Here is a 24060-nt window from a genome sequence, read left to right as displayed (position 1 = left end):
TTAAAACTCCTCCATTAGGTAGGCCAATTTGTTGTCTAGAAGAGGCAGAGACTCATCAACGAACATAAATAGAAGGTCACAACGGATTGAAGTGCCATCAATGTTGTAACTGACTTCAAAGGTCATGGTCTTCTTAAACGAGCCGCTGGTATTTTCAATGACAGAATCAATCGAGATATGTTGCCCAAGCAGCACAGGTGAGCTTTGGAAGAAACGAACTTCTGATTGCTCCCCTAACCCATTCAAGAATGAGCCAACTAAGATGTTCGACACATCCATCAGCAGTTCTAACTCTTCAAGCTGTTCGCTTTCGGTTGGCACTTTCATGAGCTTCTTAAGATCGCTCACGCTGGAATCACTCAGTAAGACTAATGCTTCGCCTGCAATGCCTTCTCCGCTGAAGCCTTGGCAAACACCCGACACTTGGTCGTTATCCGCTAGGTCACGAAGTGCCATGTGCAATTCACTCACTTCGAAAATGTTGACGTTCGGCAGTGGTAAATGAACAAATACATTAAAGTGACGAGCCAGTGCATCAGCGGCACGGCCTATCGCTACGTTCGCCACTTCCATATAGATATCGCGTCGGCGAAGTATTGGCAGTTCTAAGGCGGTCGGAGTAATGATCTGAGGCTGTTTTGGCGGCTCAACATGCTCACGTAAAATAGCTTTTAGCGCTTCTTTATCGATCGGCTTTTGTAAAAACGCTTTGGCGCCGAGATCCAGCACCTTCTGTTGTGCTTTTGGTTGTATGTCACCCGAAACAACGACAACAGGCGTGGTATCACCCAAACGTTGCATCTCTTCCAATGTGCCATAGCCGTCTAATTCCGGCATGGTGAGGTCGAGGAACATCAATTTAAATTGGTTTTGAGCGAGCTCTTCAAGTGCATTAAGCCCATGAACAGCAAAAGTTATATCTGCATTTAGAGAACTAGGCAGTGATCGAGCCATCTGCTTCCTTGCTAACGCAGAATCATCACATATAAGAACTGGGAACGACATAAATGCACCACCGACAAATTAAAGCTAATTCGGACGAGTGTAACAGAACATTATAGTATCAGGTACGGGGTGAATGAATTTATGTGTAGATTATTAGTAAGAATGATGGAACAAGCAGGTGAGCTATTATCTGGCATTATTCTTCATGAAAAACAATATGCTACAAAGGTAATAACCGTTCATCATTATAGAGTAATAGCACTTTTTTATGGAACAACAGCGCTAGTTTATGAAATGGCAGCCTTAATAAGTGAGTTTATTAAGGCTCGGTATGCTCATTCATTTATCGGCTTTATGTAGCCATGATAAGAGACGTAGTGTGAAGAACTAGAACTGGTATGAAGGCCATAGGATCAGTAATGCGAAACGTATAACCACAGCAAACACCAATAAAGCGATACCTAAACGATACCATTTGTATTCGGCGATGTTCATCGGGATACGCTTGTAGAACATCGTAATCACGCCTTTCCAATCGCTACTGCGTCTTCCGTACTGCATCATGCTCGTCAAAACAAACAGTGCGCCAAGCACTAACATCCCTTTTTCAGCCCAGAACAATCCAACTTCCATTTGTGTATTCCTTGATAAAACGGTGAGCGACTTAAGTCATTCTAGTCACCTTTTAGCTCTGTTTCTGTAAGACCAAGGTCTAACTCGTTCCACGCTTAGATGAAGGTAACTAAGTGAACGCAATGAGCTCGGCGAATTAAACTGAACGACATGTTCATATCGAGTTCAGCTTACTCACCTATACTCATGTTTCCACTAACAGGAGAAACTCAATGAAATCACTGAAAAAGTCGCTTTGTGTATTAACTGCTTCAGCTCTACTCGTTACCGCTCCGTTTGTGAGTGCTTCATCACCACAACAACCGCCACAACCCGCAGTGAGCCCACTGCAAATGGTTATTGCTTCTTTAAACCTAAGCGAAGAGCAACACGCGGAAGTCATCTCCCTTGTTGAAGGCTACCAATCTGATAGAACACAGATTGACATGGATAGCGCGATCGAGCTCAAGAAGAAACAGATCAGCCTTGTGACTCAACCTGATTTCAATGAAGCCGAGATGGAAAAGATCATCGACACCATTCAAGCAACCGAGAAGTCGATGGTGATGCAAGAGATGCGTCTCAAGAACAACATTTATAATGTGTTAACTGAAGAGCAGAAAGAGCAGTTCAAAACCATGATGAAGTCTGCGCTCTCTGGTGGAAAGTAGTCTGGTGGAAAATAGTCTGGTGGAAAATAGTCTGGTAGAAAGTAGTCTGGCAATAAATCGTCTGGTAGAAAATAGCTGCCCCTAATCCTGATATTGATTCACTCCCATCTCCCCCGGAAAAGGGAGAATCTGAATAGACAACAAAAAGCCGCAGTCATTATGATGACTGCGGCTTTTTTGTGTTCAGTACACCATTAGCAAATCACGTATAAGCATGATTCGACAAATCCGGAGACTTGCTGTTCTTTTGGATGACACGCATCAATTGGATAAGCAGCAGAATACCTGTCACGCCCAAACCAACGCCGATTCCACCCCAGATCCCTGCCAATTCAAATTTTGGCATCAAATACCAAGCGGCAGGTAGGCCAAATACCCAGTAACCGATAGCAGTCATCACGGTTGGCATGGAGACAATCTTCATGCCTCTTAGCAAGTTAATTGCCAGTAACTGCCAAGCATCGACAATAAAGCACAACGCCACTACCCAGATAACAGAAGCCAACAGTGAGGTCATCGCGCCAGTGCCATCGTCCAGCTTAAAGATAGACGCGATCATTTCCGGCCATATGATGAACACGGCAGACAACGCAACGCTCAACACCGACACTAAGATAAAGCTGAGAATCGAGGTTCTTTTGATCCCTTCGTAATTACCCGCACCGAAATCACGCCCCACCAAAATCGCCGCAGCTTGTGAGAAACCGAAATTGAAGTTCCAAGTAAAGCTCAAGCATTGCAGCAGAATTTGGTGTAAGGCTAACGAAGCAATACTGATCGTGCCCGCCATCAAGGTGCCGCCGTAAATAAGGCCATGTTCAAGTAATGCTGCTAATCCGATAGGTAAACCCATCATTAAAAGCGGACTCATCAACTTAATTGAATACTCTTCAGTGTTTAACCAAGGGGCGAACTGTCTGAATTCGTCACGTTTGAATACCCAGACCGTGTATCCAACCATCACGATAAATGCCGCGATAGCCGTACCTAGCCCTAACCCCGTTAAGCCCATGTCTAATTGGAAGGTTAAGAAGTAGCTGACTGGCACATTCAGAATTACGGTGATAATCGACATCACAAGAATGGAGCGCACATTGCCAAACGCGCTGGTTAAGCCGCGAAGCACCAATAGGATAAGCGAAGGCAACATCACCCACTTCAAAGCATGGACATATTCCATGGCTAAAGTGATCACTTCTGGCGGCTGTTTGGCTGCTTCTAATACCAATGGAGCAAACCAGAAGCTGGCCATTAAGGTCACACTGAGCACGAATGCCAGCATAGTTGCGCCTTTCACAGCCAATCTGATTTGAGTATTACCAAACTCAGGGCGAGCTACTCGCTGACCATAAGCGATCGCAATCAAGTTCGCGACACAACCCACGGTGCTGCTCGCAATAATGAAGATGAAAAAGTAGATAGAGGCGCCTAAGCCACCAGCCGCAAGGGCTGACACACTGATACGCGACATCATCCAAACATCAGTAAGGACTAACGCCATAGAGATCAGCTGTGAAATGATCAAAGGGAATGCAAGAGTGAGTATTTTTTTCATGAGCGCCTCAGTTAATTTCGCCCAAAATACGATCGATGGGGCTGGCGTTCAATTGATAAATTTGCGACTCTAACATTCCATAAACTCATGCGAACGAATTATGACCCCATATCCCAGCTTGCCATCCTCACATAATGGCTTAAAAGCCTTTGAAGCTGCCGCAAGGCTGATGAGCTTTACTCTGGCTGCCGAAGAGCTGCATGTGACACAAAGTGCAATCAGCCGACAGATCAAACAGCTTGAAGATGAGTTAAACGCATCACTGGTTATTCGTAAGCATCGAGCGATTGAATTAACGGTACAAGGTCATGATTTGTATGTAGCTTTGCGAGAAAGCTACGGCAATATCGAAGCTGTCATCGCCTCTTGGAGTGAGCCAAAGCAGAAGCGTATTGTGATCAAAGCGACCTTGAGTTTCGCGACGCGAGTATTGATCTCTAAAGTGCGAGAATTAAACGAGCGTTATCAAGATCATGAGATCGTCATTGTTCCTGTTATTGAGGAAGACGAATCGATTAATAGTAGTGAGTATGATCTACTGATCTTCCACACGCGCTTCAAAAAACGCTATGACAAAGCACCTGACATCACCTTCTTGCGTGAAGAGTTTATGGCACCGGTCTGCTCGACTAGCTTAACTAATTCGACCAACTTAACGAATAAAGACACCGACCTCGATTCGATCTTAACTTTACCAAGACTCCACCCAACCTTAGATCATCACGACTGGAAAGTGTGGTTGGCCGATGTTGAATTCCCACCAAAGAAACCCGTCAGAAATACCAGTTTCTTGTCTTTAGATATGGCACTCAGTGCTTGTTTATCCGGTGAAGGCGTTACGGTCACGGATCTATTGTTAGTACAACAAGATCTCCAACGAGGCTTCTTGTACTGCCCTAAGAATGCAAAGATCCAACACAGTGCTTGGACTTACTTCATGCACCAACGTACTCACACGCCTATCATCAATGACCTTATTGAATGGCTTAGAGAAGAGACAGCAAAAGAGATCGAGTTGCTGAAATCATTAGCTCACCAGAATCATTGGTTTGGTGTTATTAGCGATCATCAGTAACGGTAAGCCGTAAGCCCAGATACAACTAAGCCGCAGAACTTGCTGCGGCTTATGCTTTCTACCAGTCGTTTATTGCTTTTATTTAGTGAGCATTAAAGCTTAAACATACGCGCACTGCGTGGTGGTAGATTGAAGGTATGGTAGCGAGAAGAAATGGTTTCTGTCGCACTGCTTAATACGTCTTTGTATTGAACATTCCAATTGAACTCATGTTGGTAGGTATCAACCGTCACGCCACGGGTTTCGCCACACTTATTAATACCAACAACGCCTTCTTTGCCACGCTTAAACAGCAAAGTACATTGGTCACTCGAAATCATCGTCATCGATTTGCCTTGCATTGCGTTATGGAAACTCAGCATATTCTTCATACTCGAACTATTCCAAACATTGCCCCAACGACCGTTATCCTTATCTTCAGAATCCGGTAGATCATCACTGTAGATCAACGGCGTGCCGCCATCTTTGCCAAGGATGTAAGCGTAAGCAAGCTGCTCGTCTTGTGGGTCCATAATTTGGTAACGGAAGCCATCATTGGTTGGTATATCATGTGTGATAGCAAAAGTAATTGAGCGATTATCATCAAGTGCTTGGCCGTACGCTTTTGGATCATGCAGTTGGTTCAAGCCACCGCCCATTGAGAATGCCGAGCGAATCGACGCAAACAGCGGGAAATCGTACGCGGAGTGATTAGTATTATTCAGGTACGGCGCTAAGAATGACTCATAGCCGCTGTTCCCTGCTCCACCGCTGGTAATGACTTCACCGAACACATGCATATTCGCAGTAATTTCAGACGTGAATACCTGATCAATTTGGTACTGGCTCATGTGTTTTACCGCATCAATACGGAACCCTTTGATCCCCATATCTTTTAGCGCTTTCAGATATAAACGTTGCTGTGAAACCACCCAGTTATTCGGATCAAGGTCAGGTAAACCTACATCGCCATCGGCACCACACAAACGCCAGTACTGAACGTGACCAGGATCGTTCCAATCTGAAATACAACCTGCGGCATGGAAATCGTTAGCCGAGACAAAACCTTGCGCTAAGTTGCCAAACAGAGTCTGGTCAGCAAAGTAGCTTGAACGGCTCGCATAATCGTTTAGCACTTCTGTGCCAGGGTAATCCAAGTCACTTCGCTTCCAGCTTTCATTCGCCATATGGTTCAACACCACATCGGCATACACATCAACACCCACACCTTTAAGTGCGGTAATCATTGCGGCTAAATCTTGTTTGTTGCCGAGAGGTGAATCAATGGCACGAAGGTCTTGAGGTTGGTAACGCGCCCACCATTGGCTGCCACTCGATTTCATTGCCGGAGCGACGAGTACTTTCTTATAACCAGCTTGTGCAATTTGATTCGCGTTGGCCGTTACGTCCGAATACTTCCAATTGAAAGCATGCAAAATAGTGTCAGCATAAGTGGCTGAGCTAAAAGAACAAACGGCAAGTGCGGATATGAGTAGGGTATTGATTGGTTTCATAGAACATATCTCTCATTATAAATTCACAAGAATGATATGAATAAGAAAGACAATTAAAACGACGGATAAATCAGAGTTGAATTAGCGTCACCTTCTGTTGATGGTGATTTTATAAAACTGAGCTATCGCCGATGTTATGCGGGATGAATTTTGAAAAGAACTGAAATGAGAATTAATTGAATCAAGTTGACCTGAACAAGACAAAGACTTTGGTCGGCCCTTCTAAACTACGTTATGATTCCTTTTCCCCTCAACCAATTGATATTTTTATGCCTTCTTTCTCTTTTTCACTGATCCCTGTAGGGGTTCGGTTCATGATCCTTTCCGCTTTTGGATTCGCACTGATGTCAGCTTGTGTGAAGTACATTAGCAACTACGGCATACCTGTATTCGAAATTGTTGCAGCAAGGGCTTTGGTGTCTTTGATCATCAGTTATATCGACGTTAAACGAAAAGGCATTTCGATCTGGGGAAATAACAAACCTTTGTTGTTTGTTCGAGGTGCAGTTGGCACCGCAGCACTGATGTGTGTTTACTACGCTGTGACCACGCTACCGTTAGCAGAAGCGACCATTCTACAATACGTACATCCCGTATTTACCGCATTGCTCGGTGTGCTATTTCTGAAAGAACGCGTCCAAAAATCGACCATGATCTGCATTGCGTTCTGCTTAGCAGGGTTATTAGTAATGGTTCAGCCAAGCATGAGCAGTGGCACGAGCAGCGAGTTACCGCTATTTAGCATAATGGTGGCGTTATGTGGCGCATTTGGTAGCTCAATTGCTTATGTGATTGTGAGAAAGCTGAGCCAAACGGAAGACAGCTCTGTCATCATCTTCTACTTCCCACTGGTTGCTCTACCAATCTCTACAGCCCTTATCTGGAACGACTTTGTATGGCCGAGCCTATTCTTAACCGTGATGCTCGTGTTAGTCGGTATTTTCACTCAAATAGGCCAATACGGTTTAACCAAAGCGATGCAAACTCAGGCAGCAGGCAAGGCTTCAGCTTACTCATACGTTCAGATCGTATTCTCAGCACTATTAGGTGTGTGGGTCTTCAATGAGATTCCATCAGTTTGGACTTACCTAGGTGGTGGTCTAATCGTAACTGGCGCGCTAATCAATGTGTTTGGCAAACAACTATTGGTGCCATTTAAAGCTAAGTAGACAACCAAGCTAACCCTCAACTAGTCAATTGATCTAAAAAAGGGCATTGCGGAAAATTCCACAATGCCCTTTAAGTACTTTCTACCCTACTATCATTCTACTAACTTGTCGCATTACGAAGTTTGGGATCATCACTCAGATATTCAACGAACTCGATTTCAAAGCCAGCCGGATCCACAAAGTAGACGTTCTTGCGATAAGGTTCTTCGGCACCGGGCTTAGCAATCGGGAAACCTGCATCAATAAGGCGTTGAGTGACGCTTTCAATGTTATTGGTTACATAAGCGAAGTGTGCGAGGCCAACAGAATGCCCAGCCAAATCTCTGTTCTCACCCTCTCCGTGATCACTCAATGCGATGTATTGGTACTCGTCACCAAAGTGCAGCCAGTTCCGTGGCTTGCCCGACCACTCCCCTTTTCCCTCGTCACGAACATACCAATGAGGGAATGCCGCTTTATAGAAAACCAGCATTTCTGGGATGTCTTTTACCACTAGATTTACATGTTCAAGTTGGATCATTCTTCTCTCCTTAAAGTATTCTCGTAAGCAACGTTGCATATCCTAATACCTCAAGTTAAGTTGAGGTAAAGCACTAATTTGCATTTATTTCGAGAACGTCTTTAGAGCCCAAATTGTTCTACTTTGACTACATACAGACTTTAAGTTTAGACGACCTAATCTAATGTGCCTTCCTTGCCAGTGTTCTGTTCTTTGTACCTTGGTGATCTCGTTGTTCAGAACAGATAACTAAATCGCGACACACATTGGCGTATTTGAAATAGGGTCACGAAACACGCTCGCTTTGAGATCAAATACGTTACTGAGCATCGTTTCGGTCATCACCTCATCAGGCGATCCCTCTGCGATTAAGCACCCTTTTTCCAAAACCACTAGATGGTCGCAATAACGACTGGCTTGGTTCAGGTCATGCAACACGACAACCACCGTTTTTCCCTTGGCATTCATCTGTTGCATCAGGTTCATTAATTCCACCTGGTGAGACATATCAAGGTATGTGGTCGGCTCGTCCAACATCACTACATCTGTATCTTGTGCAATTACCATCGCAATCCATGCTCTTTGACGCTGGCCACCAGACAGTGACTCAACAGGCTTATCAGCAAACTCGAGTACACCTGTATCTCGCATTGCTTGCTCGACAATCCTTTGGTCGTCCTGTCCTAACCTTCCCCAATGAGAGACATAGGGCGAACGGCCATATTCGACCAATTTTCTTACCGTAATGCCTTCCGGGCTGACCAAGATTTGCGGAAGAAGTGACAACGAACGAGCGAGCGCTTTATCGCCGTAGCTTGATAGCGGTTTGTCTTCGAACAACACCTCTCCAGCCACTGGCTTGTTAATTCTGACTAACGTCTTTAACAAGGTAGATTTACCGCACCCGTTAGGTCCTATCAATGCGGTAATTTTTCCCTTAGGGATAGAAACCGACAGGTTCGGTATGATCGTTTGTTTGCCGTACGCGACGGAAAGATTCTGCGTTTTGAGCATGGTTACCAACCTCGATAACGATAGAGAAGAAAGATGAAATATGGCGCGCCAATCACGGAAGTTAGAACGCCTGCTGGCAATTCAATCGGTGGTTGTAGACCTCTAGCTAACCCATCAGCGCTGGTAACCAGAATTGCCCCCACCAGTGCAGATGCAGGGATTAACCACTTATGATTATGCCCAAACAACAAGCGTGCTAAGTGAGGTGCTAATAAACCCACAAAACTGATCGTTCCAGCAACAGAAACGCTAACACTGGCAAGCAATACAGCGGCCAATAACGCGAGAGCCTGAATCTGTTTTGGCTTAGTGCCCAATGTGGTTGCACTTTCCTCGCCAAGCCCCATCACATCTAATCGCCAAGCAAGCCATAATGCCATGGGTAATAACAAGAGCAGAGCACTCCAAACAAACGGGACTTGCTGCCAATTTCTGCCCCAAAGACTGCCTGTTAGCCACACCATGGCCGTGTTGATCTCTATTGGATTGGTGACCAGCAAGAAGTCGATACAACTGGCCAGAAACGCACTCACCGCAATACCAATCAGCGCCAATTTGGCGGGTGTTGGCCTTGACCACCAGGCCAATGCAGCAATCAGTCCAGCAGCCAATACCCCACCGAACATCGCCAGCACAGGAAGCACACTGACTGGTGCATTTGGGAACCAAACTAAACTCGCTGTCGCAGCAAGTCCTGCCCCAGAACTAATACCCATAAGATCAGGCGATGCTAACGGATTACGTATCACGCCTTGCACTAATACCCCTGAAAGCCCTAACCCTGCGCCCACGCTTATCGCGAGCAACATACGTGGTAGCCGATACTGATGGATAACAAAGTCGTCGCTGGAAAACGCGACCAAATGTTCGATGACTTGAGAAACAGAAAGCGAAGCTGCGCCGACAAACAAACCTGCGGATGCCACTAATATGAGAATCCCTGATAACAAAACAATCTTAGTGTGATGGTGCATTAAGATCTCCTCGTCGCAATCAAAATAAAACAAGGTGTCCCGAGCAAAGCAGTAATAACACCAACGGGTGTTTCAGTCGGGAAAGCAATCGCTCGTGATAATGCATCTGACCAAGAGACTAATGCTGCGCCAGCCAATGCTGAAATAGGAATCAGTAAATGATAATTGTGCCCAACCATAGGTCGAACCAAATAAGGCACTAACAATCCAACAAAGCCAACTGGCCCTGCGATAGCAACGCTTGCTCCGGCAAGCAACACGATCGTCAGTCCACTCACGAGGCGAGTAAACCTGATGTTACTGCCCAACCCCACAGCTACCTCTTCACCAAGTGCCAGCAAGTTGAGGTTACGAGCAAGACTCATTGCCAACACCAAACCAATCACTACAGGCGGCCAAAGCTGTTGCCATTGCTCATCATCGACACTAGACAGTGAGCCAGTAAGCCAATGCAAGACGCTATAAGCCATATCGTCGGCAAGAATCAGCGCCGCTCGTGTCAGTCCGAGCAATAACGCCGTAATGGCGATACCGGCTAGAACCAAACGTAACGGATGAGAACGTTCGGAGAAGAAACCACCGAGAAGCATCACGGCCCCTCCGCTTAGCAACGCGCCAAGAACCGCATTGAGGATTGGGTTTAGCTCACTGACTACCGGTGTACCTATCGCAGCCAACGCCATAAAACAGGCTGCGCCAGCGTTAATGCCAAGAATCGATGGAGACGCCAGTGGGTTACGCGTTAATCCTTGCATCAATAACCCAGCGACAGACAAACTCGCACCAATCAATAGCCCCGCATAAGCTCTTGGGGCTCTTAATGTCGCCAATATTTGATGAGTCATGTTGCTTTCATCAAACGCAAACCAGTAGTGAATCAAGTCACTCAATGTTAATGAGAAATTAGACCACCCGGTCATAGAGGCCGCGTAACCAGATAGTGCCAAACACGACACTAATGCCGCAAATAATGTGACTCGCCACGACAGTATTGGCCAGAATCGCTTACTTTTAGAGAACAACATCGTACTCATGATGGATCCAAGATCTGCTCAAGATTTTTCGCCATTTGTTCTGCCGCTAACATGCCTCGATTCAATGACCAAAGTGCTGGTGACACTTCTACAACTTGCTGTTTTTTTGCAGAGGTTAGTACATTGAATAACGGATTTTTCTGCCAATCATCAACAATATTTGGATGAGAGTAAGCGCCAAGGAGTAACCAATCCGGGTTGGTTTTCAACAACAACTCAAAGCTGGTTGGCAAATATGCCTTCTCTGTTGGTTTCACAATTGGGCTCGCAATGCCTAATGTGGTCAGCACGCCTCCTGCGTAAGACGCTGTGCTATGTAACCACATACCTTTATCCGACACGACAGCGAATTGGACGGTTTGTTTGAGCGAGAAATGACTTTTGAATTCGGCCATGGCGTGTTGATGTTGTTGAATTCGTTGTTCCATTGACGATTGTTTATCGAGAGCGATGCCAATCTTGAGCGCAGACTCCAAATTCTCTTGATACGTCTCGCCGCGGCTTTTAAGCAGCAGAGTTGGTGCGATACGTTGTAGATCTTGATAGACAGTACGATGACGCTCTGCATCAGCAATGATCAGGTCAGGCTTTAATACCGCAATGGCTTCTAAGCTAGGCTGAGAACGCATGCCAACCGATTCCCATGGTTGAACCAACGCACGCACCGCCGGGATCACTCTCGAAGCATCATTGTCATCAGCAACACCAACAGGAGAAACACCCACCGCAGCTAACGCATCTACAAATGAGAACTCCAAAACCACAATACGTTGCGGAGTAGTCGCTATCTCAAACTGACCCTGTTCATCTTGTATGACCCTGGTTTGTGCTGAACTGGAGAATGAGAACAAGCTTATAATCAGCAAAGCTAAGGTTATCGCTATCCTGCTGAATAAAAACGGCCTATTAAATGACAGCAGTCCGTTCGACAGCTGCAATGGATTCGAAAACAAAAGGCGAGAGCTGTTTTCCATATTTAATTTTCCTTAAACGCTAGAACCGTGAAAGCCGCCAAGAGTATTGGCGACTTTTATTCGTTATTACTTTCAACAAATTACGTATTAGAACTGATAATTCAGATCCAAAGTGTAAGAACGTCCTGGGGCTGGATAACGACCAACTGGACTGGTATCAATACCGCGGAAGTAATAGTCCTCATCAAACAAGTTGTTCACCGCAAGGTTCATGCGTAGCTTGCTGTTCTCATCCTTGTACAAATCCGAACCTAGGTTAAAGTTCCAGACCATGTAGGCAGGCACTTTACCTGTCGCGCCCGTTGCATCTTCGGCACTTGTATTCGCATTGTCAGAGTAAGACTCGCTGAAGTAGTAACCAGACAAAGTCGTATCTACCTTGCTAAAGGCGTAAGTCGCATCCCAGCTAAATTGATGCTTAGACGTATATGGAAGTTGATTACCTTTGTTTGCGCCCTCTTCCTCTAACGTTGCATCTAAGTAGTTATAGCCAGCGCCCAAACTCAGAGCTTGCATCGCTTGAGGAATATAACGACCAGAGAGCTCAACACCTTGGTGAAGGGTTTTACCAATGTTATCGAAAGTTTGGGTAGCACTTTGCCATTGCAGCTGATCTTCAAAATCAATGCGGTAAAGTGCGATGTTAAAGCTGGTTGAATCTTGGTTGTAGCGTGCACCCAACTCGTAGTTCCACGCTAGCTCACTGCCCTCTTCACCTTTGCCTCGGATGTAAGCGATTTGTGGTGCACGCAAAGATTTCTGTGCATTGGTGTAACCAACCCATTGCTCTGTCAGATGGTATGCTACGGTTAAGCCCGGCAGCCATTCCGTCACTTTGTTGTCTGTGCTCTGTGCTGTACCCAGATCATCAAACGTCATATCAATCGATTCGTAACGAATACCAGGTGTTACCTTTAACACATCATTAAACAAACCAATTTCGTTACTGATATAGCCAGCATAAGCGTCGGTGTCTAAGTGCCAGTCACGTGGGGTTGTTGTAGCACCACCAGCAATTGGCGTTTGGGTCAGCTTGTAATCGATGTCTTCGTTAACATAGCGCGCACCCACAATCACATTTTGCGTCACGGTATTACCGTCAAAATACATCGCGAGTTTAGGTTCAACACCATAAACAGCAAATTCACGTGGTGACGTACGAATATCGGTTGACGGTAATGCCGGGTCCGCCCAGTGACCACCAGCGCTGTTAAAGCCCCATTGGAAGAAACGCTCAGAACGGTGGCCAAACGTTAGTATTTCTAATTCGGCGCTATCTGCAAGATTCAAGTCATGCAGGTACTTCAGGCTCCAACGCGTTGAAGTGCCTTGATATTCATCGTATGGGCGCTTCGACTGAATACGATCTTTTTCGTAATCATCCGGCGATAAAGCTCCGGGCATTTGGGTGTCGGCATCATAACGTTGAACGAAAGCTTGTAGCTCTTGAGTATCACTCAGTAACCATTGCAATTTGGCTTGGAAGTTTTTGACATCTGTGTCGGAGTGTTCACGGAAGCTTTCGCCTTTTAAGAAGTTACCCTCTACTTGAAGTGCCAGCGTATCGGTTAACCAACCCCCCGTGCGCAGGTAAAAGTCGTTGAGCGGCGTATCGCCATCCTCGAATACTGTTAAGCGATTACTGATTTCCGTTTGCCACTCATGTGGAATAGGCTTGGTCACCAAGTTGATCACACCACCGACGTTGTTTGGTCCGTACTGAACCGCCGCACCGCCTCGCACAATATCAATACGATCAAGCATCGACAGCGTTGCAGGGAAAATAGATTGTCCGGTATGACCATACGGCGCCAGTGTCAGAGGAACACCATCCATGAGGAATTGAGCGTGGCCACTGCGACTCGCTTTCAAACCACGCACTGAGATGTTAGGCAAAACACCGGTACCCGTTTCGTCTTGAACTTTAATGCCCGGTACACTTTGGAAGGCAGAGTCAATCGAGAGTGCGCCAGTCTTTTTAATTTGTTCGTTAGTTAGAACGGTACGCGCTCCCGGATACTCTTTCACATCCTCAAGTTCTGAATTACCGATCAAGCTGCCCGTCACGACAACCGTTTCCATGGTCGTCGTTTGTGGATCTGACGCGGCAAATGCGCTCATGGAAGTCACTGAAGCGATGGCCATTGCAAGGGCACTTAGACGCAACTTTTGATGTGATTGAGTACAGGGTTTACCATCCAAATTCTGGTAAGGCATGAAAATCTCCTAAATAGGCAGGTTAGGGTCAAAGGCCGTGTTTACGGTTATATCGGCGCTTTGACCCTATGGGCTAAATGGCCTCAAAATGAAGCCAACTGTTCATTCATTCGTAGCGAATAAATCAATCGTTTTTAGAGTTAAAATAGCTCTTAGAAATGAGCTAACTCCTAGAACTGAACTAGCTCTTAGAACATAATTAGCTTTTAAAACTGATAGCCGTAACTGAGCATAAATTCGGCTGGCGCTCCGTAACCAATCTGGTTAGTACCAGACGTGCCGTTGGTTGCGCCCAGAATGTATTTCTCATTAAGCACGTTGTAAGCATTCACTTGAACTTTGTGACGACCCGTGGTGTACGCTGCCATCAAGTCAACCGTGGTGTAGTCACCCAGAGCTACCGCTTCATCATTACCTGCGTAACGGTCGCCAACATATTTCACACCACCACCTAAACGCCAGTTGTCGTCTAGCTGGTAAGTACTCCAAAGTGAGAACAGGTGGTCAGACACATCATTTGGCTTTTTGCCTGTCTCTTTGTCTTCCGCATCGAGATAGCTATATCCAACCGAAATGTCCCATTGCTCTGTTATCTGACCGCGAGCTTCCAGTTCAATACCTTGGTGACGCGCTTCAATCTTGTTGACCACGTCTCCGTCTGTATTGGTTTCTGGTTGCTCTTGATCGATTTGGAAGACCGCGGCATTCAGCATCAAAGCGTTATCTAATAGGTAAGCTTTTGCGCCAATTTCTTTTAGATCGGTGTGGAAGAATTCAGCTAATTTAGGGTTGATGTAGATACCTGAGTAAGGCAGTTGCCATGAACGAGCTAAGCTTGCGTACACGGACATATCGTTGTTGATTCGGTAAACCAAACCACCGCGGTAGCTCACTTTGTTATCGTCTAGGTTCTCTTTTGCTGAGCCCGCTTTTTGCTGCTCAAGCTCCATCGAGTCGTAACGCACATTGCCGATCACTGAAAGATCACCAAAGGTGTAAACGTCTTGAATGTAGACGCCAGTAGTCGTGGTCGTGTTATCACGGAAAGGTTTGAAACCCGGATCAGGCGTTGGACCTGCAACAGGATTATAAATGTCTTTCGAAGGTAAGATTTTATCGCTTGCGAGCGTTAAGTCGATATTGATCTGATTAAAATCCGCACCGATCATCATTTGGTTCGAATCGGTTTCCCAAACTAGCTCAGATTGAAGAGTGGTTGTGGTACGAGGGTCGTAACCGAAGTTATTTACCGTCTGAGATACTTCATTACCAGTTACCGTTCCTTGGCGTGTACCCTTTTGCTCAAGTTCGATATGGTTGTATGCTGCACGGTTTGTCCATGCCCATTCGCTATTCAAAAGCCATTCATAATTAACGCCAACACGAATGCTGTCCGACTCTTGATAATCGTTGGTGCCACCGTAAAACGTGCTTTCAGAGACGTCGACAGGCTTACCATTCTTTGATGGAACACCACGATATGGCACCAACTCCTGGTGAGCATATTCGACATCGAGATCAATCGTGTGACCATCCGCTGGTAATACACGAATGGTGGGTGCGATAAAGAAGTCATTCGAGTCGACGTGGTCTACATAGGAATCCGATTGTCGACTTTCCACGTTGATACGCCCGCTGACTTTATCACTAAACGCCATCGAACTGTCAACCTGACCAACAAACAAATTGTTGCTGCCAACACTGCCATTTACGTTGGTGAAGTTCTCACCGTTAGCACGCTTGGTGACCAAGTTGATGATACCGCCCGCTGAACCTCGGCCGTAAAGTGCACCGGCTGGGCCTTTTACCACTTCGACACGTTCGATATTCGCTAAGCTTCGGTACGATTGCAGAGTCCCGTCATCACGCATACCATCACGGTACATGTCGTTGAGTGCATCAAAACCACGAATCACAAATTGGTCTCGGCTTCCCTCACCCAAGGTATTGTTAACCCCGGCAACACCATCTAGAGCATCCACTAAACGTACAGCACCACGGTCTTCCATTTCTGTCTTTGTAACCACAGATACCGCTTGCGGTACATCTAACCACTCGACATCCGTTTTGGTTCCTGACTGAGGCATGTGCTCTGCATAACCTTCGTATTGATGGCCAATAATTTGCACTGTTTCATCTACAGTGACTTGTTCTTCCGCCACTGCAGTTGACACACCAGCCGCCGCCGTTAAGGCTCCGCCAATTGCCAAAGCAAGAGGAGACAAGGTCAATCTCATGTTCATTTTCTAATTCCGTTTTAGTTTATAAAATTACATTATTGCGAATAAGAACAAATATCATTTATATTTGCAATGTATATTTTTTGATCTATATTTGCCTAGCAATATGCAACACCACTAATGACATAAGAATCAATAAAAACAATAAGATAGAAAAATTCTCTTTCTTTTAACCCCGAAAGAGAGCACTTGAAAGCGAGTTGTGAGCAGGCGACAACAACGTTTTAAAATTAGGAAAGCCCCATGAAATCTACGATTATTATCGTAAGTCACGTCGTGAATGATGCAGTCACTCACGGCTTCGTACCTACCGCAAAGGCGATGGGTCTTCACGTCGTTTTGATCACAGATCACAAGCTCAACCACCTGAAATTGAGCAATGATGATGAGCGCTTTAATCCCGATGAAATTTTAGAATGCGATGTCTTCAACCCTCTTGAACTCATCGAAATCATCACCGAGAAAAATCTAGCGCCTAATGCTGTTTTCAGTAATAGCGACCACCTACAAACTTCCACTGCAATCTGTGCACAGTTCTTTGGTTTACCCGCTAAAGATTGGAACGTGACGATTAAGGCGAAAAACAAATACTTAACTCGTCAGGTTCTCAACGAAAAATCGTTACCTAATACTCGAAGTGTTTTGTTAAGTCGAGAGAGCGCTCCTATATTCGATTTCGATTTTCCTGTCGTTGCGAAGCCCAAGGAAGGCGTGGCTAGTTTAGACGTGCAGCGCTGCGATTCTGCGGCTGAGCTGGATAACTATTGCGATGCGTTTTGGCAAAAGTACCCTACTACTCCCATTTTAGTTGAGGCGTTTTTACAAGGTCCGCTTATCACTGTCGAAACCATCGGCGACGGGGAAAATTTGATCGCACTTGGTGGGTTCGATGTAGAACTCTCTGCGCCACCTTACTTCATCGAAACAGCGGCGAGTTGGAATGGTATTAACAGCGTGCACTACCGTGATGAATGTATACGTCAGCTTCAAGAGTTCGGGGTGGGGTTTGGTGTCTGTCATAGCGAGTTCATCATCACAGATTCGGGGCCGGTACTGGTCGAGATCAACTATCGAAGTATTGGTGATGGCCGGGAATTTTTGCTTGATAACCTCAGTGGCGGGAATTGGTTCAATACCATCTTAAATCTTCACTTGGGTCACAAGCTTGACCCTACATTTCGTATTGATGGCAGTGCCCATGTGCACTATGTAGTGGCCAAACAAAGCGGTTTAATTGAAGGCTCATCAGCCTCTTTCATTCACCAAGAGGGCGATATTGTCATTCAGCAGCAAGTGCTTAAAAAGGTTGGTGAGACGTTCCAACAAAGTTATTCCAACAAGGATTACTTAGCGAGAATTTCGGTCGTTTCCCCTTCTGGTCAAACTCTAGAACCCGCACTACAACAGACAATCTCTCGCTTCAATCTAACATCAAAAAACGAGGTAACAGCATGAATGAAAACGCGTTATACCTCACTCAACGCTTAGTCGATACTTGCTTACGTGAAGATTTGTTCGGATTAGTTTCTCAAAGCCGATTTGAATCTCAGCTCCCGAGTTCACTCAAGTTATCTTCTTATCCTCGTAATCAAATTTGGGCTATTTTTGCGGGTTCAGACTTTACACTCTACTTGCCCGTTACTCCGAGCTATTACATGCAGCGTTGGGTATACGGCCAAACAGATGGTTCGAAAGGTGATGGTTGGCTCATCGAGAGAAATGGTGTCGTTGAAGCACAGCTGCACTATCAAGATTGGATCGAATTATTGAAAGCAGGTGCTCACGAAAGCTCGCATTCGTTATTAGATGGTTATTTACAAGAACTCGAATGCGCAGAAAAACACAAGGAATTGTGTGATAGCGCCTTCAGTCAGCAATCCGAATCACTCATGCTGCCGATTTCTCAACTAGAGCGTTGGGAGCAAAAGCTATTGCGTGCCGATCAAATCGCATCCTATCTTGACCACCCTTACTACCCGACAGCACGTGCTAAGTTCGGTTTAAGCGATCACGATCTAGAACAATTTGCGCCAGAATTTGCACAAAGCTTTGAACTTCGTTGGCTCGCAATCGAAAAGTCACTGGTTACATTGACCAGTCCACCACCTGAATGTTGGCCAACGATGGAGCAAGTGGGTCTGCCCGCCGACTTTGCTCTTAGCCATGAGTTATTCCCCGCACATCCATTGACACTAAGGAGTCTTGATGGACTTCCTGACGGTGTTATCAAAGCTCCGGTTGCATACCTAGAGGTGACTCCAACTTTATCAGTACGTACTGTGGTCGTGAATCAAGCACCACAGATCCACATCAAGGTGCCGCTGATCATGCGGTCTTTAGGTACTAAAAACATTCGCCTAATTAAACCACCCACACTTTATGATGGGCATTGGTTTGAACGTTTATTGACGCACTTAGAACAAACAGATCAAGACTTACACGGCACACTTTTCCATTGTAATGAGAAACATTGCGGCCATGTTGGAGACGATAAGACCTTTGCTTATATTGTGCGTGAATACCCGCGGAGCTACTTCCAAGACAAAGCACTGGTGCCTGTGGCTGCCCTTGCTAGTCCAATGCCTGATGGACGTTTGTTCTTAGAACATCTCGCCGAGCAGTATTATCAGCAAGATACGCTGACTTGGTTTAAAGATTACGTTGATCTGCTATGCAAAGTGCACCTTACATTGTGGATTCGTTACGGTATCGCTTTGGAGTCTAACCAACAGAACGCCATCATCGCATTCGATGAGCAAGGTAAGATGACCTTAGCCATGAAAGACAACGATGCAGCGCGTATTTGGCCAGAGCGTTTCCAAACGTTTGAGCAACAATCGCCTGTAAAATGCGATCACCTTTTAGATCAACGCATCACAGTAGACAGCGAGCTTGCTCTTGGTCAGATGTTTACCACCATTACTTTGCAGTTAGACATTGCCGCGATTGTGGAAGCAATGGCGACGAAAGGAATCGCCACGTCAGCTTACCTGTATGAAATGGTCGCCAATAGCCTCTCCCAACAGCTTAGCCAGTTGGACAAACAAGGAGACAACACCAAGCTCGCAAACGAGATGTTGTTTGAATCACCCAACCTATACGCTAAGTATCTATTGAGCTCGGGGAGCTTGTTGTCTAAAGAGGCATCTGGCGCAAGCGATATCAATAAATTTTATGGCTTCTCAGCACCGAACTTTTTGTGGCTAACCAGCGAAGACGCACAACACGCTTACCTTGAAAACATCAAGCAGAGCGTGAGTTAACCCATCATGACCAAACTCATCTATTGCGTGCTTTTAAGCCACTTTATCGCCGCGTTTGCAGCCTTAGGAATGCCGCTGTTTTTGCCGATGGTATTGCCAACACTGGATGCAAACATTACTTCGGATTGGGCGGGGGTACTGTTTATTTTGCCGACCTTTTGCACTGCCGTTGCGGCGCGCTTTTGGGGTCAGTTTGCTGATAAATATGGCAGACGTCGATCTCTATTGCGTGCTCAACTCGGGCTTGCAGCAGGCTTCGCGCTGTGTGGCTTAGCCGATAACCTCGCAATGTTTGTGTTTGGTCTTATCATTCAAGGAACCTTTGGTGGCACCATGGCCGCCTCAAACAGCTACTTATCCAGTCAAATCAACGATGCGAAAGCACTCGGTAAGTCACTCAATAAAACTCAGCTTTCTGCCCGTCTGGCGCTAATTATTGCTCCGATTGGGCTTGGCTGGAGTTTATCGGAAACAAACCCGCTGAACGCGTATCTGTGGCTGTCCGCTTTGCCGCTATTCGCGCTAGTGATCACCTTAACATTACCCATTGATGACTTAGCGAAATCTAAGGGGATTGTAAAAGATCAGGCATCGGATAAAGCTCAATGCAGCCAAGTCAATTCGTTAAATACGCTTTATTGGGTGTTTGGCGCGCAGTTCAGTTTTGCTTTCGCCATGGTCGTCACGTTCCCTTATTTCTCGCCTTATATGCAGCAATATGGCGTGACAAGCCAAGCGTGGATTGGATTTTTGTATGCCCTCCCACATGGTGTTTATCTCGTCTTTGCAGGGAAAGTTCATCTGTTCTCAGAACGGATTGATCGCCACCAGCTTGAACGCAATCAAGCGCAGCGTACTTTATGGCTGGGCTTTAGTTTGCTTTCACTCAGTGCCGCAATGCATCTCACTCCTTATCAAGAAGTGTTGATTATTGCTCGTATTGTTTTTGGACTTGGCATGGTTTGCTGTTATCACGGCTTACATCAAGCGTTAGCAAACCAAATTGATCGACGACAAAGCGGCAGAGTATTTTCGCGCTTTGATGCTATGTCTAAATGGGGTGGCGTTGCGGCTGGGTTGAGCGCGTCTTTCATATCAAGCCAGGGCTGGCTTGAGGTTCCTTTCATACTTTCTATGTTGGTCAGTGGCATTACAGCTATCGCGCTGATCATCCATTCAAAATTTGGACATCAACATGTTACAGACTCAATTATCTCCAAGTGAATACTCCGCTGAAGACCAAGTTCTTCAAAATCGTAAAAAAGTACTGCTAAACCGAGAAAAAGCCCAACTCAATACCATCATGGGTGTAGTGAACTGTTACTTACGTGAATACGCAATACCCAATGAACAGGTTGATTGGTGCTACAGTTCTGCCTCTCTGCCTCAAACTTTGAAAAGAAACTACAACGCTCACCAACGCGTGGCCATTCACCTACCTCACCAAGATCAACCTCAGAAAAATGGTCTGATGGTTTTACCCGTTGAGTACACCTGTAAACTGGGGAAAGTGAAGCTCAGTGATACACCTTGGGCTAAAATGCCCGGTGCAGCTTGGTGCAAATTGGACGCAACTCAAACCCTGACGCTTCTACTCAGTTACCTAAAAGAAATGCTGACGATTCCATTCAATCACGAGTTGGTCGAGCAAATGGAAAACAGTTTGTTGATTACCGAGCAGTTCCTAAACTCAGACAACTCACCTCAGCATCACAATGCGTTTATCGCATCAGAGCAATCGTTACTTTGGGGACATACTTTTCATCCAACGCCAAAGAGTCGTTCAGGTGTCAGTATCGATGATCTGCTAGCGTGTTCCCCTGAGGTTGGCGCTAAGGTTCCCCTGTATTGGTTTAAAGTCGACACCGCGTTGCTCGACGTCTTGAGTTCAGATAACCGAACCTCACCAACGACCATGCTTGAACAACTTGCACCTGATGAAAACAATTCAGCAGGTACTATTCTTTACCCTTGTCACCCTTGGGAAAGTTACACACTTTTGCAAAACCCAGTGGTCAAAACGGCCATTGAACAAGGCAAAATCATCCCGCTTGGATTAGGTGGTGAGAAACTCTTACCCACCTCATCCGTGCGCACTCTGTATCACCCAGACATGGATTGGTTTGCTAAGTTCTCTATCAATGTACGTTTAACCAACTGTGTACGTAAGAACGCATGGTATGAGCTCGATAGTGCCGTTCAATTAACCTCGATTCTGCACCCAATCAAAGAGGGTGAGCAGTTACGTAACCCTGTCTTCAAGGTAATGACAGAGCCTTACGCAACCACATTGAATCTAGAATCTGTGGCTGAACAAGAACATGCTGATGTTATTAAGGCTCGAGAGTCATTTGGTATTTTATATAGAGAGAATTTCACTTTAAGCGAAACCGATATTTTGCAGCCAACGTTAGCGGGTGCGCTCTTTGCTTACGACACGGACGGGAACAGTTGCATCGCCACTCAACTCAAACACAAAGCGCAAACAACACAAAGCCAATATGAAAATGTCGCCACACTGTGGTTTGAGCGCTATCTGCATTGTTTGATTCCAGGCGTTTTTAACTACTACTTCAAGCATGGAGTTGCATTTGAACCTCATTTACAAAATACGTTGATTGGATTTGAAAAAGACATGCCATGCTGTGTATGGATTCGAGACTTAGAAGGCACCAAGCTACTACCCGAGTTTTGGCCATCAGAGACTCTTCAGCAACTTTCAGAGCGTGCTCGTCAATCGGTGTACTACAGCCGTGAGCAAGGTTGGAACCGTATCGGCTATTGCACCTTCATTAACAATATCAGTGAGGCGATTTTCTTTATCGCTGAGGGGGACTCAGCACTTGAAAATACGTTATGGGGAACTTTAAAAGACGCAATCATCCGTTGGCAGTCGATCAATGGTCAGCAACCCGAACTAATGGCATTGCTTAACGATGGTCATTTCCCTAGCAAAAACAACTTCACAACACGTTTGATGAAAAATGCCGATAAAGAGTCTGGGTACACCCAAGTAGCAGCACCTTGGCCGACTCATAAAAGAGGAGCTCACCATGCTTAATTCGCCTCAACTTCCTGAGAACATCCACCAAGAAATACACCAATTGGCCAAGCAACAAACTCAACCATTATGTGCTTATCTTTATGATCTCGATGCATTGGAGCAGCACATTAAGCAGATGCGCCATGTATTGCCAAAAAACGTAGAGCTATTTTACGCCGCGAAAGCGAACCCTTCAGCGCCAATACTGCGTACTTTAGCCCCTTATGTTGATGGTTTCGAAGCGGCATCAGGCGGAGAGCTTACACACCTCCACCAACAACAACTCAATAAACCACTGATCTTTGGTGGCCCAGGGAAAATGCCAAGTGAACTAGCGCAAGCAATTGAACTCGATGTTGATGCGATTCATGTAGAGAGCCTCACTGAGTTACAACGCATTGGTGCTTTAACTCAGAGATTGAATCGACCTGCTTCGATCTTCTTGCGTATGAACATAGACATTGGTGACATCACACTTAGCAAGTTAGCCATGGGCGGAAAACCCACTCCGTTTGGGCTCGATGAGGGTGAACTCAATAACGCCTTGATGTATCTGCGCGACTTTCCCTTGATAAAGTTAAAAGGCTTCCACTTCCACTTAATGTCGCATCAACTTGAAGTCGATCGCCACCTCGCCTTGATGCAACGCTATTTCCAAGTCGTCAAAGAGTGGCAAAAGACATTCTCACTCGATGAGCTGATCATCAACCTTGGTGGCGGTATGGGAATCAATTACCAAAACCCGAAGCAACACTTTCCTTGGATAGAGTTCTGCGACAAATTGGAGTTCTTGATTGCTAAAGAACATCTGCAAGACTGGAAGCTACGTTTTGAATGTGGCCGCTATATCTCAGCACCGTGCGGCTATTACGTGATGGAGGTACTGGATATCAAGCAAAACCTTGGTGAGAACTTCGTGATTGCTCGTGGTGGAACACATCATTTCCGTACGCCGGCTGCACAAAACCATGACCACCCTTTTGCTATCGTGAAAAGTAATCAACAACCCACCATTTCACATCCGATAAACCATGCTAAAGCCACGTTGGTTGGACAGCTTTGTACTCCAAAAGATGTTCTGGCACGAAAGCAACATATCGAGCAAATCGATATCGGTGACTATGTGGTGTTCACCCTAGCAGGCGCTTATGCTTGGAACATCTCGCATCAAAACTTCTTAATGCATGAACCTCCGGTGTTTCATTATTTCTAAGCACTCCGCCGTGCTCTATGGTTTCTAACTGACGGGTTGAGTTGAAACTCCGTGGAGCTAGCTAAGACC

At 45.8% G+C, this 24060-nt stretch carries 20 protein-coding genes; 9 read left to right on the top strand and 11 right to left on the bottom strand.

All coding sequences use genetic code 11. The features are described from left to right. Positions 1 to 1005, bottom strand: a complete 1005-nt coding sequence (locus tag ACED45_RS12705) for a response regulator (RefSeq protein WP_004731662.1) — start codon at positions 1003 to 1005, stop codon at positions 1 to 3. Positions 1006 to 1107: 102 nt separating this feature from the next. On the opposite strand from ACED45_RS12705, the gene ACED45_RS12700 reads away from it, so the two are divergent. Continuing rightward, positions 1108 to 1305 carry a hypothetical protein gene (locus tag ACED45_RS12700; protein ID WP_371714177.1) on the top strand — a complete coding sequence of 66 codons (198 nt, stop codon included), beginning with the start codon at positions 1108 to 1110 and terminating at the stop codon, positions 1303 to 1305. A gap of 27 nt (positions 1306 to 1332) precedes the next feature. Here the strand turns inward: ACED45_RS12700 and ACED45_RS12695 are convergent, their stop codons facing one another. Beyond that, the gene (locus ACED45_RS12695; RefSeq protein ID WP_029223306.1) at positions 1333 to 1578 is read right to left on the bottom strand and encodes a hypothetical protein; all 246 of its coding nucleotides are present in this window, start codon (positions 1576 to 1578) and stop codon (positions 1333 to 1335) included. Positions 1579 to 1790: 212 nt separating this feature from the next. On the opposite strand from ACED45_RS12695, the gene ACED45_RS12690 reads away from it, so the two are divergent. Then, entirely contained in the window at positions 1791 to 2228 is a 438-nt protein-coding gene (locus tag ACED45_RS12690) for a Spy/CpxP family protein refolding chaperone (protein WP_371714176.1), read from the top strand. A 202-nt stretch (positions 2229 to 2430) separates the two neighbouring features. On the opposite strand, the gene ACED45_RS12685 is transcribed toward ACED45_RS12690, so the two are convergent. Continuing rightward, the gene (locus ACED45_RS12685) at positions 2431 to 3783 is read right to left on the bottom strand and encodes an MATE family efflux transporter (protein WP_017089225.1); all 1353 of its coding nucleotides are present in this window, start codon (positions 3781 to 3783) and stop codon (positions 2431 to 2433) included. Positions 3784 to 3883: 100 nt separating this feature from the next. Between ACED45_RS12685 and ACED45_RS12680 the strand changes: the two genes are divergently transcribed. Then, positions 3884 to 4858 carry a LysR family transcriptional regulator gene (locus tag ACED45_RS12680; RefSeq protein WP_371714175.1) on the top strand — a complete coding sequence of 325 codons (975 nt, stop codon included), beginning with the start codon at positions 3884 to 3886 and terminating at the stop codon, positions 4856 to 4858. A gap of 92 nt (positions 4859 to 4950) precedes the next feature. Here ACED45_RS12680 and ACED45_RS12675 read toward each other — a convergent pair whose 3' ends face one another. Then, positions 4951 to 6351: an alpha-amylase family protein gene (locus ACED45_RS12675; RefSeq protein ID WP_371714174.1), complete on the bottom strand. Its 1401-nt coding sequence runs from the start codon at positions 6349 to 6351 to the stop codon at positions 4951 to 4953. Positions 6352 to 6620: 269 nt separating this feature from the next. On the opposite strand from ACED45_RS12675, the gene ACED45_RS12670 reads away from it, so the two are divergent. Then, positions 6621 to 7520 carry a DMT family transporter gene (locus ACED45_RS12670; RefSeq protein WP_371714184.1) on the top strand — a complete coding sequence of 300 codons (900 nt, stop codon included), beginning with the start codon at positions 6621 to 6623 and terminating at the stop codon, positions 7518 to 7520. 100 nt (positions 7521 to 7620) lie between these two features. Here the strand turns inward: ACED45_RS12670 and ACED45_RS12665 are convergent, their stop codons facing one another. The 7 genes from ACED45_RS12665 to ACED45_RS12635 all read right to left on the bottom strand — a co-directional run bounded on the left by ACED45_RS12665 (position 7621) and on the right by ACED45_RS12635 (position 16475). Next, positions 7621 to 8040 (bottom strand): VOC family protein, encoded by a 420-nt coding sequence (locus tag ACED45_RS12665; protein WP_048659886.1) that lies wholly within the window; start codon positions 8038 to 8040, stop codon positions 7621 to 7623. Between the two features lie 228 nt (positions 8041 to 8268). After that, positions 8269 to 9033, bottom strand: a complete 765-nt coding sequence (gene fecE, locus ACED45_RS12660; protein ID WP_016784219.1) for a Fe(3+) dicitrate ABC transporter ATP-binding protein FecE — start codon at positions 9031 to 9033, stop codon at positions 8269 to 8271. A 2-nt stretch (positions 9034 to 9035) separates the two neighbouring features. Continuing rightward, positions 9036 to 10007, bottom strand: coding sequence for an iron chelate uptake ABC transporter family permease subunit (locus tag ACED45_RS12655; RefSeq protein ID WP_371714173.1), 972 nt, complete (start codon positions 10005 to 10007; stop codon positions 9036 to 9038). Beyond that, on the bottom strand, positions 10007 to 11041 hold the full coding sequence (locus tag ACED45_RS12650; RefSeq protein WP_371714172.1) for a FecCD family ABC transporter permease: 1035 nt from the start codon (positions 11039 to 11041) through the stop codon (positions 10007 to 10009). Before ACED45_RS12650 ends, ACED45_RS12655 begins: the two co-directional genes overlap by 1 nt. Next, positions 11038 to 12015, bottom strand: a complete 978-nt coding sequence (locus ACED45_RS12645) for a Fe(3+) dicitrate ABC transporter substrate-binding protein (RefSeq protein ID WP_371714171.1) — start codon at positions 12013 to 12015, stop codon at positions 11038 to 11040. Before ACED45_RS12645 ends, ACED45_RS12650 begins: the two co-directional genes overlap by 4 nt. Positions 12016 to 12102: 87 nt before the next feature. Beyond that, positions 12103 to 14232 (bottom strand): TonB-dependent receptor family protein, encoded by a 2130-nt coding sequence (locus ACED45_RS12640; RefSeq protein WP_371714170.1) that lies wholly within the window; start codon positions 14230 to 14232, stop codon positions 12103 to 12105. Positions 14233 to 14438: 206 nt separating this feature from the next. Further along, the gene (locus ACED45_RS12635) at positions 14439 to 16475 is read right to left on the bottom strand and encodes a TonB-dependent receptor (protein ID WP_371714169.1); all 2037 of its coding nucleotides are present in this window, start codon (positions 16473 to 16475) and stop codon (positions 14439 to 14441) included. Between the two features lie 240 nt (positions 16476 to 16715). Between ACED45_RS12635 and ACED45_RS12630 the strand changes: the two genes are divergently transcribed. From ACED45_RS12630 to ACED45_RS12610, 5 genes are read left to right on the top strand one after another with little or no spacing between them, the layout of a single operon-like run. Further along, positions 16716 to 17927 carry an ATP-grasp domain-containing protein gene (locus tag ACED45_RS12630; protein WP_239718844.1) on the top strand — a complete coding sequence of 404 codons (1212 nt, stop codon included), beginning with the start codon at positions 16716 to 16718 and terminating at the stop codon, positions 17925 to 17927. Next, entirely contained in the window at positions 17924 to 19735 is a 1812-nt protein-coding gene (locus tag ACED45_RS12625) for an IucA/IucC family protein (RefSeq protein WP_371714168.1), read from the top strand. The genes ACED45_RS12630 and ACED45_RS12625 overlap by 4 nt, the downstream gene beginning before the upstream one ends. Positions 19736 to 19741: 6 nt before the next feature. Further along, on the top strand, positions 19742 to 20959 hold the full coding sequence (locus ACED45_RS12620) for an MFS transporter (RefSeq protein ID WP_371714167.1): 1218 nt from the start codon (positions 19742 to 19744) through the stop codon (positions 20957 to 20959). Then, positions 20931 to 22796, top strand: coding sequence for an IucA/IucC family protein (locus ACED45_RS12615; protein WP_371714166.1), 1866 nt, complete (start codon positions 20931 to 20933; stop codon positions 22794 to 22796). Before ACED45_RS12620 ends, ACED45_RS12615 begins: the two co-directional genes overlap by 29 nt. Further along, positions 22789 to 23991 (top strand): type III PLP-dependent enzyme, encoded by a 1203-nt coding sequence (locus tag ACED45_RS12610; RefSeq protein ID WP_371714165.1) that lies wholly within the window; start codon positions 22789 to 22791, stop codon positions 23989 to 23991. The genes ACED45_RS12615 and ACED45_RS12610 overlap by 8 nt, the downstream gene beginning before the upstream one ends. Positions 23992 to 24060 lie beyond the last annotated feature (69 nt).

The sequence above is a fragment of the Vibrio crassostreae genome (assembly GCF_041439375.1).
GTDB lineage: Bacteria > Pseudomonadota > Gammaproteobacteria > Enterobacterales > Vibrionaceae > Vibrio > Vibrio crassostreae_D.
The sequence above is the reverse complement of the archived record's forward strand: the minus strand, read 5'-3'. Positions and strand labels throughout refer to the sequence as shown.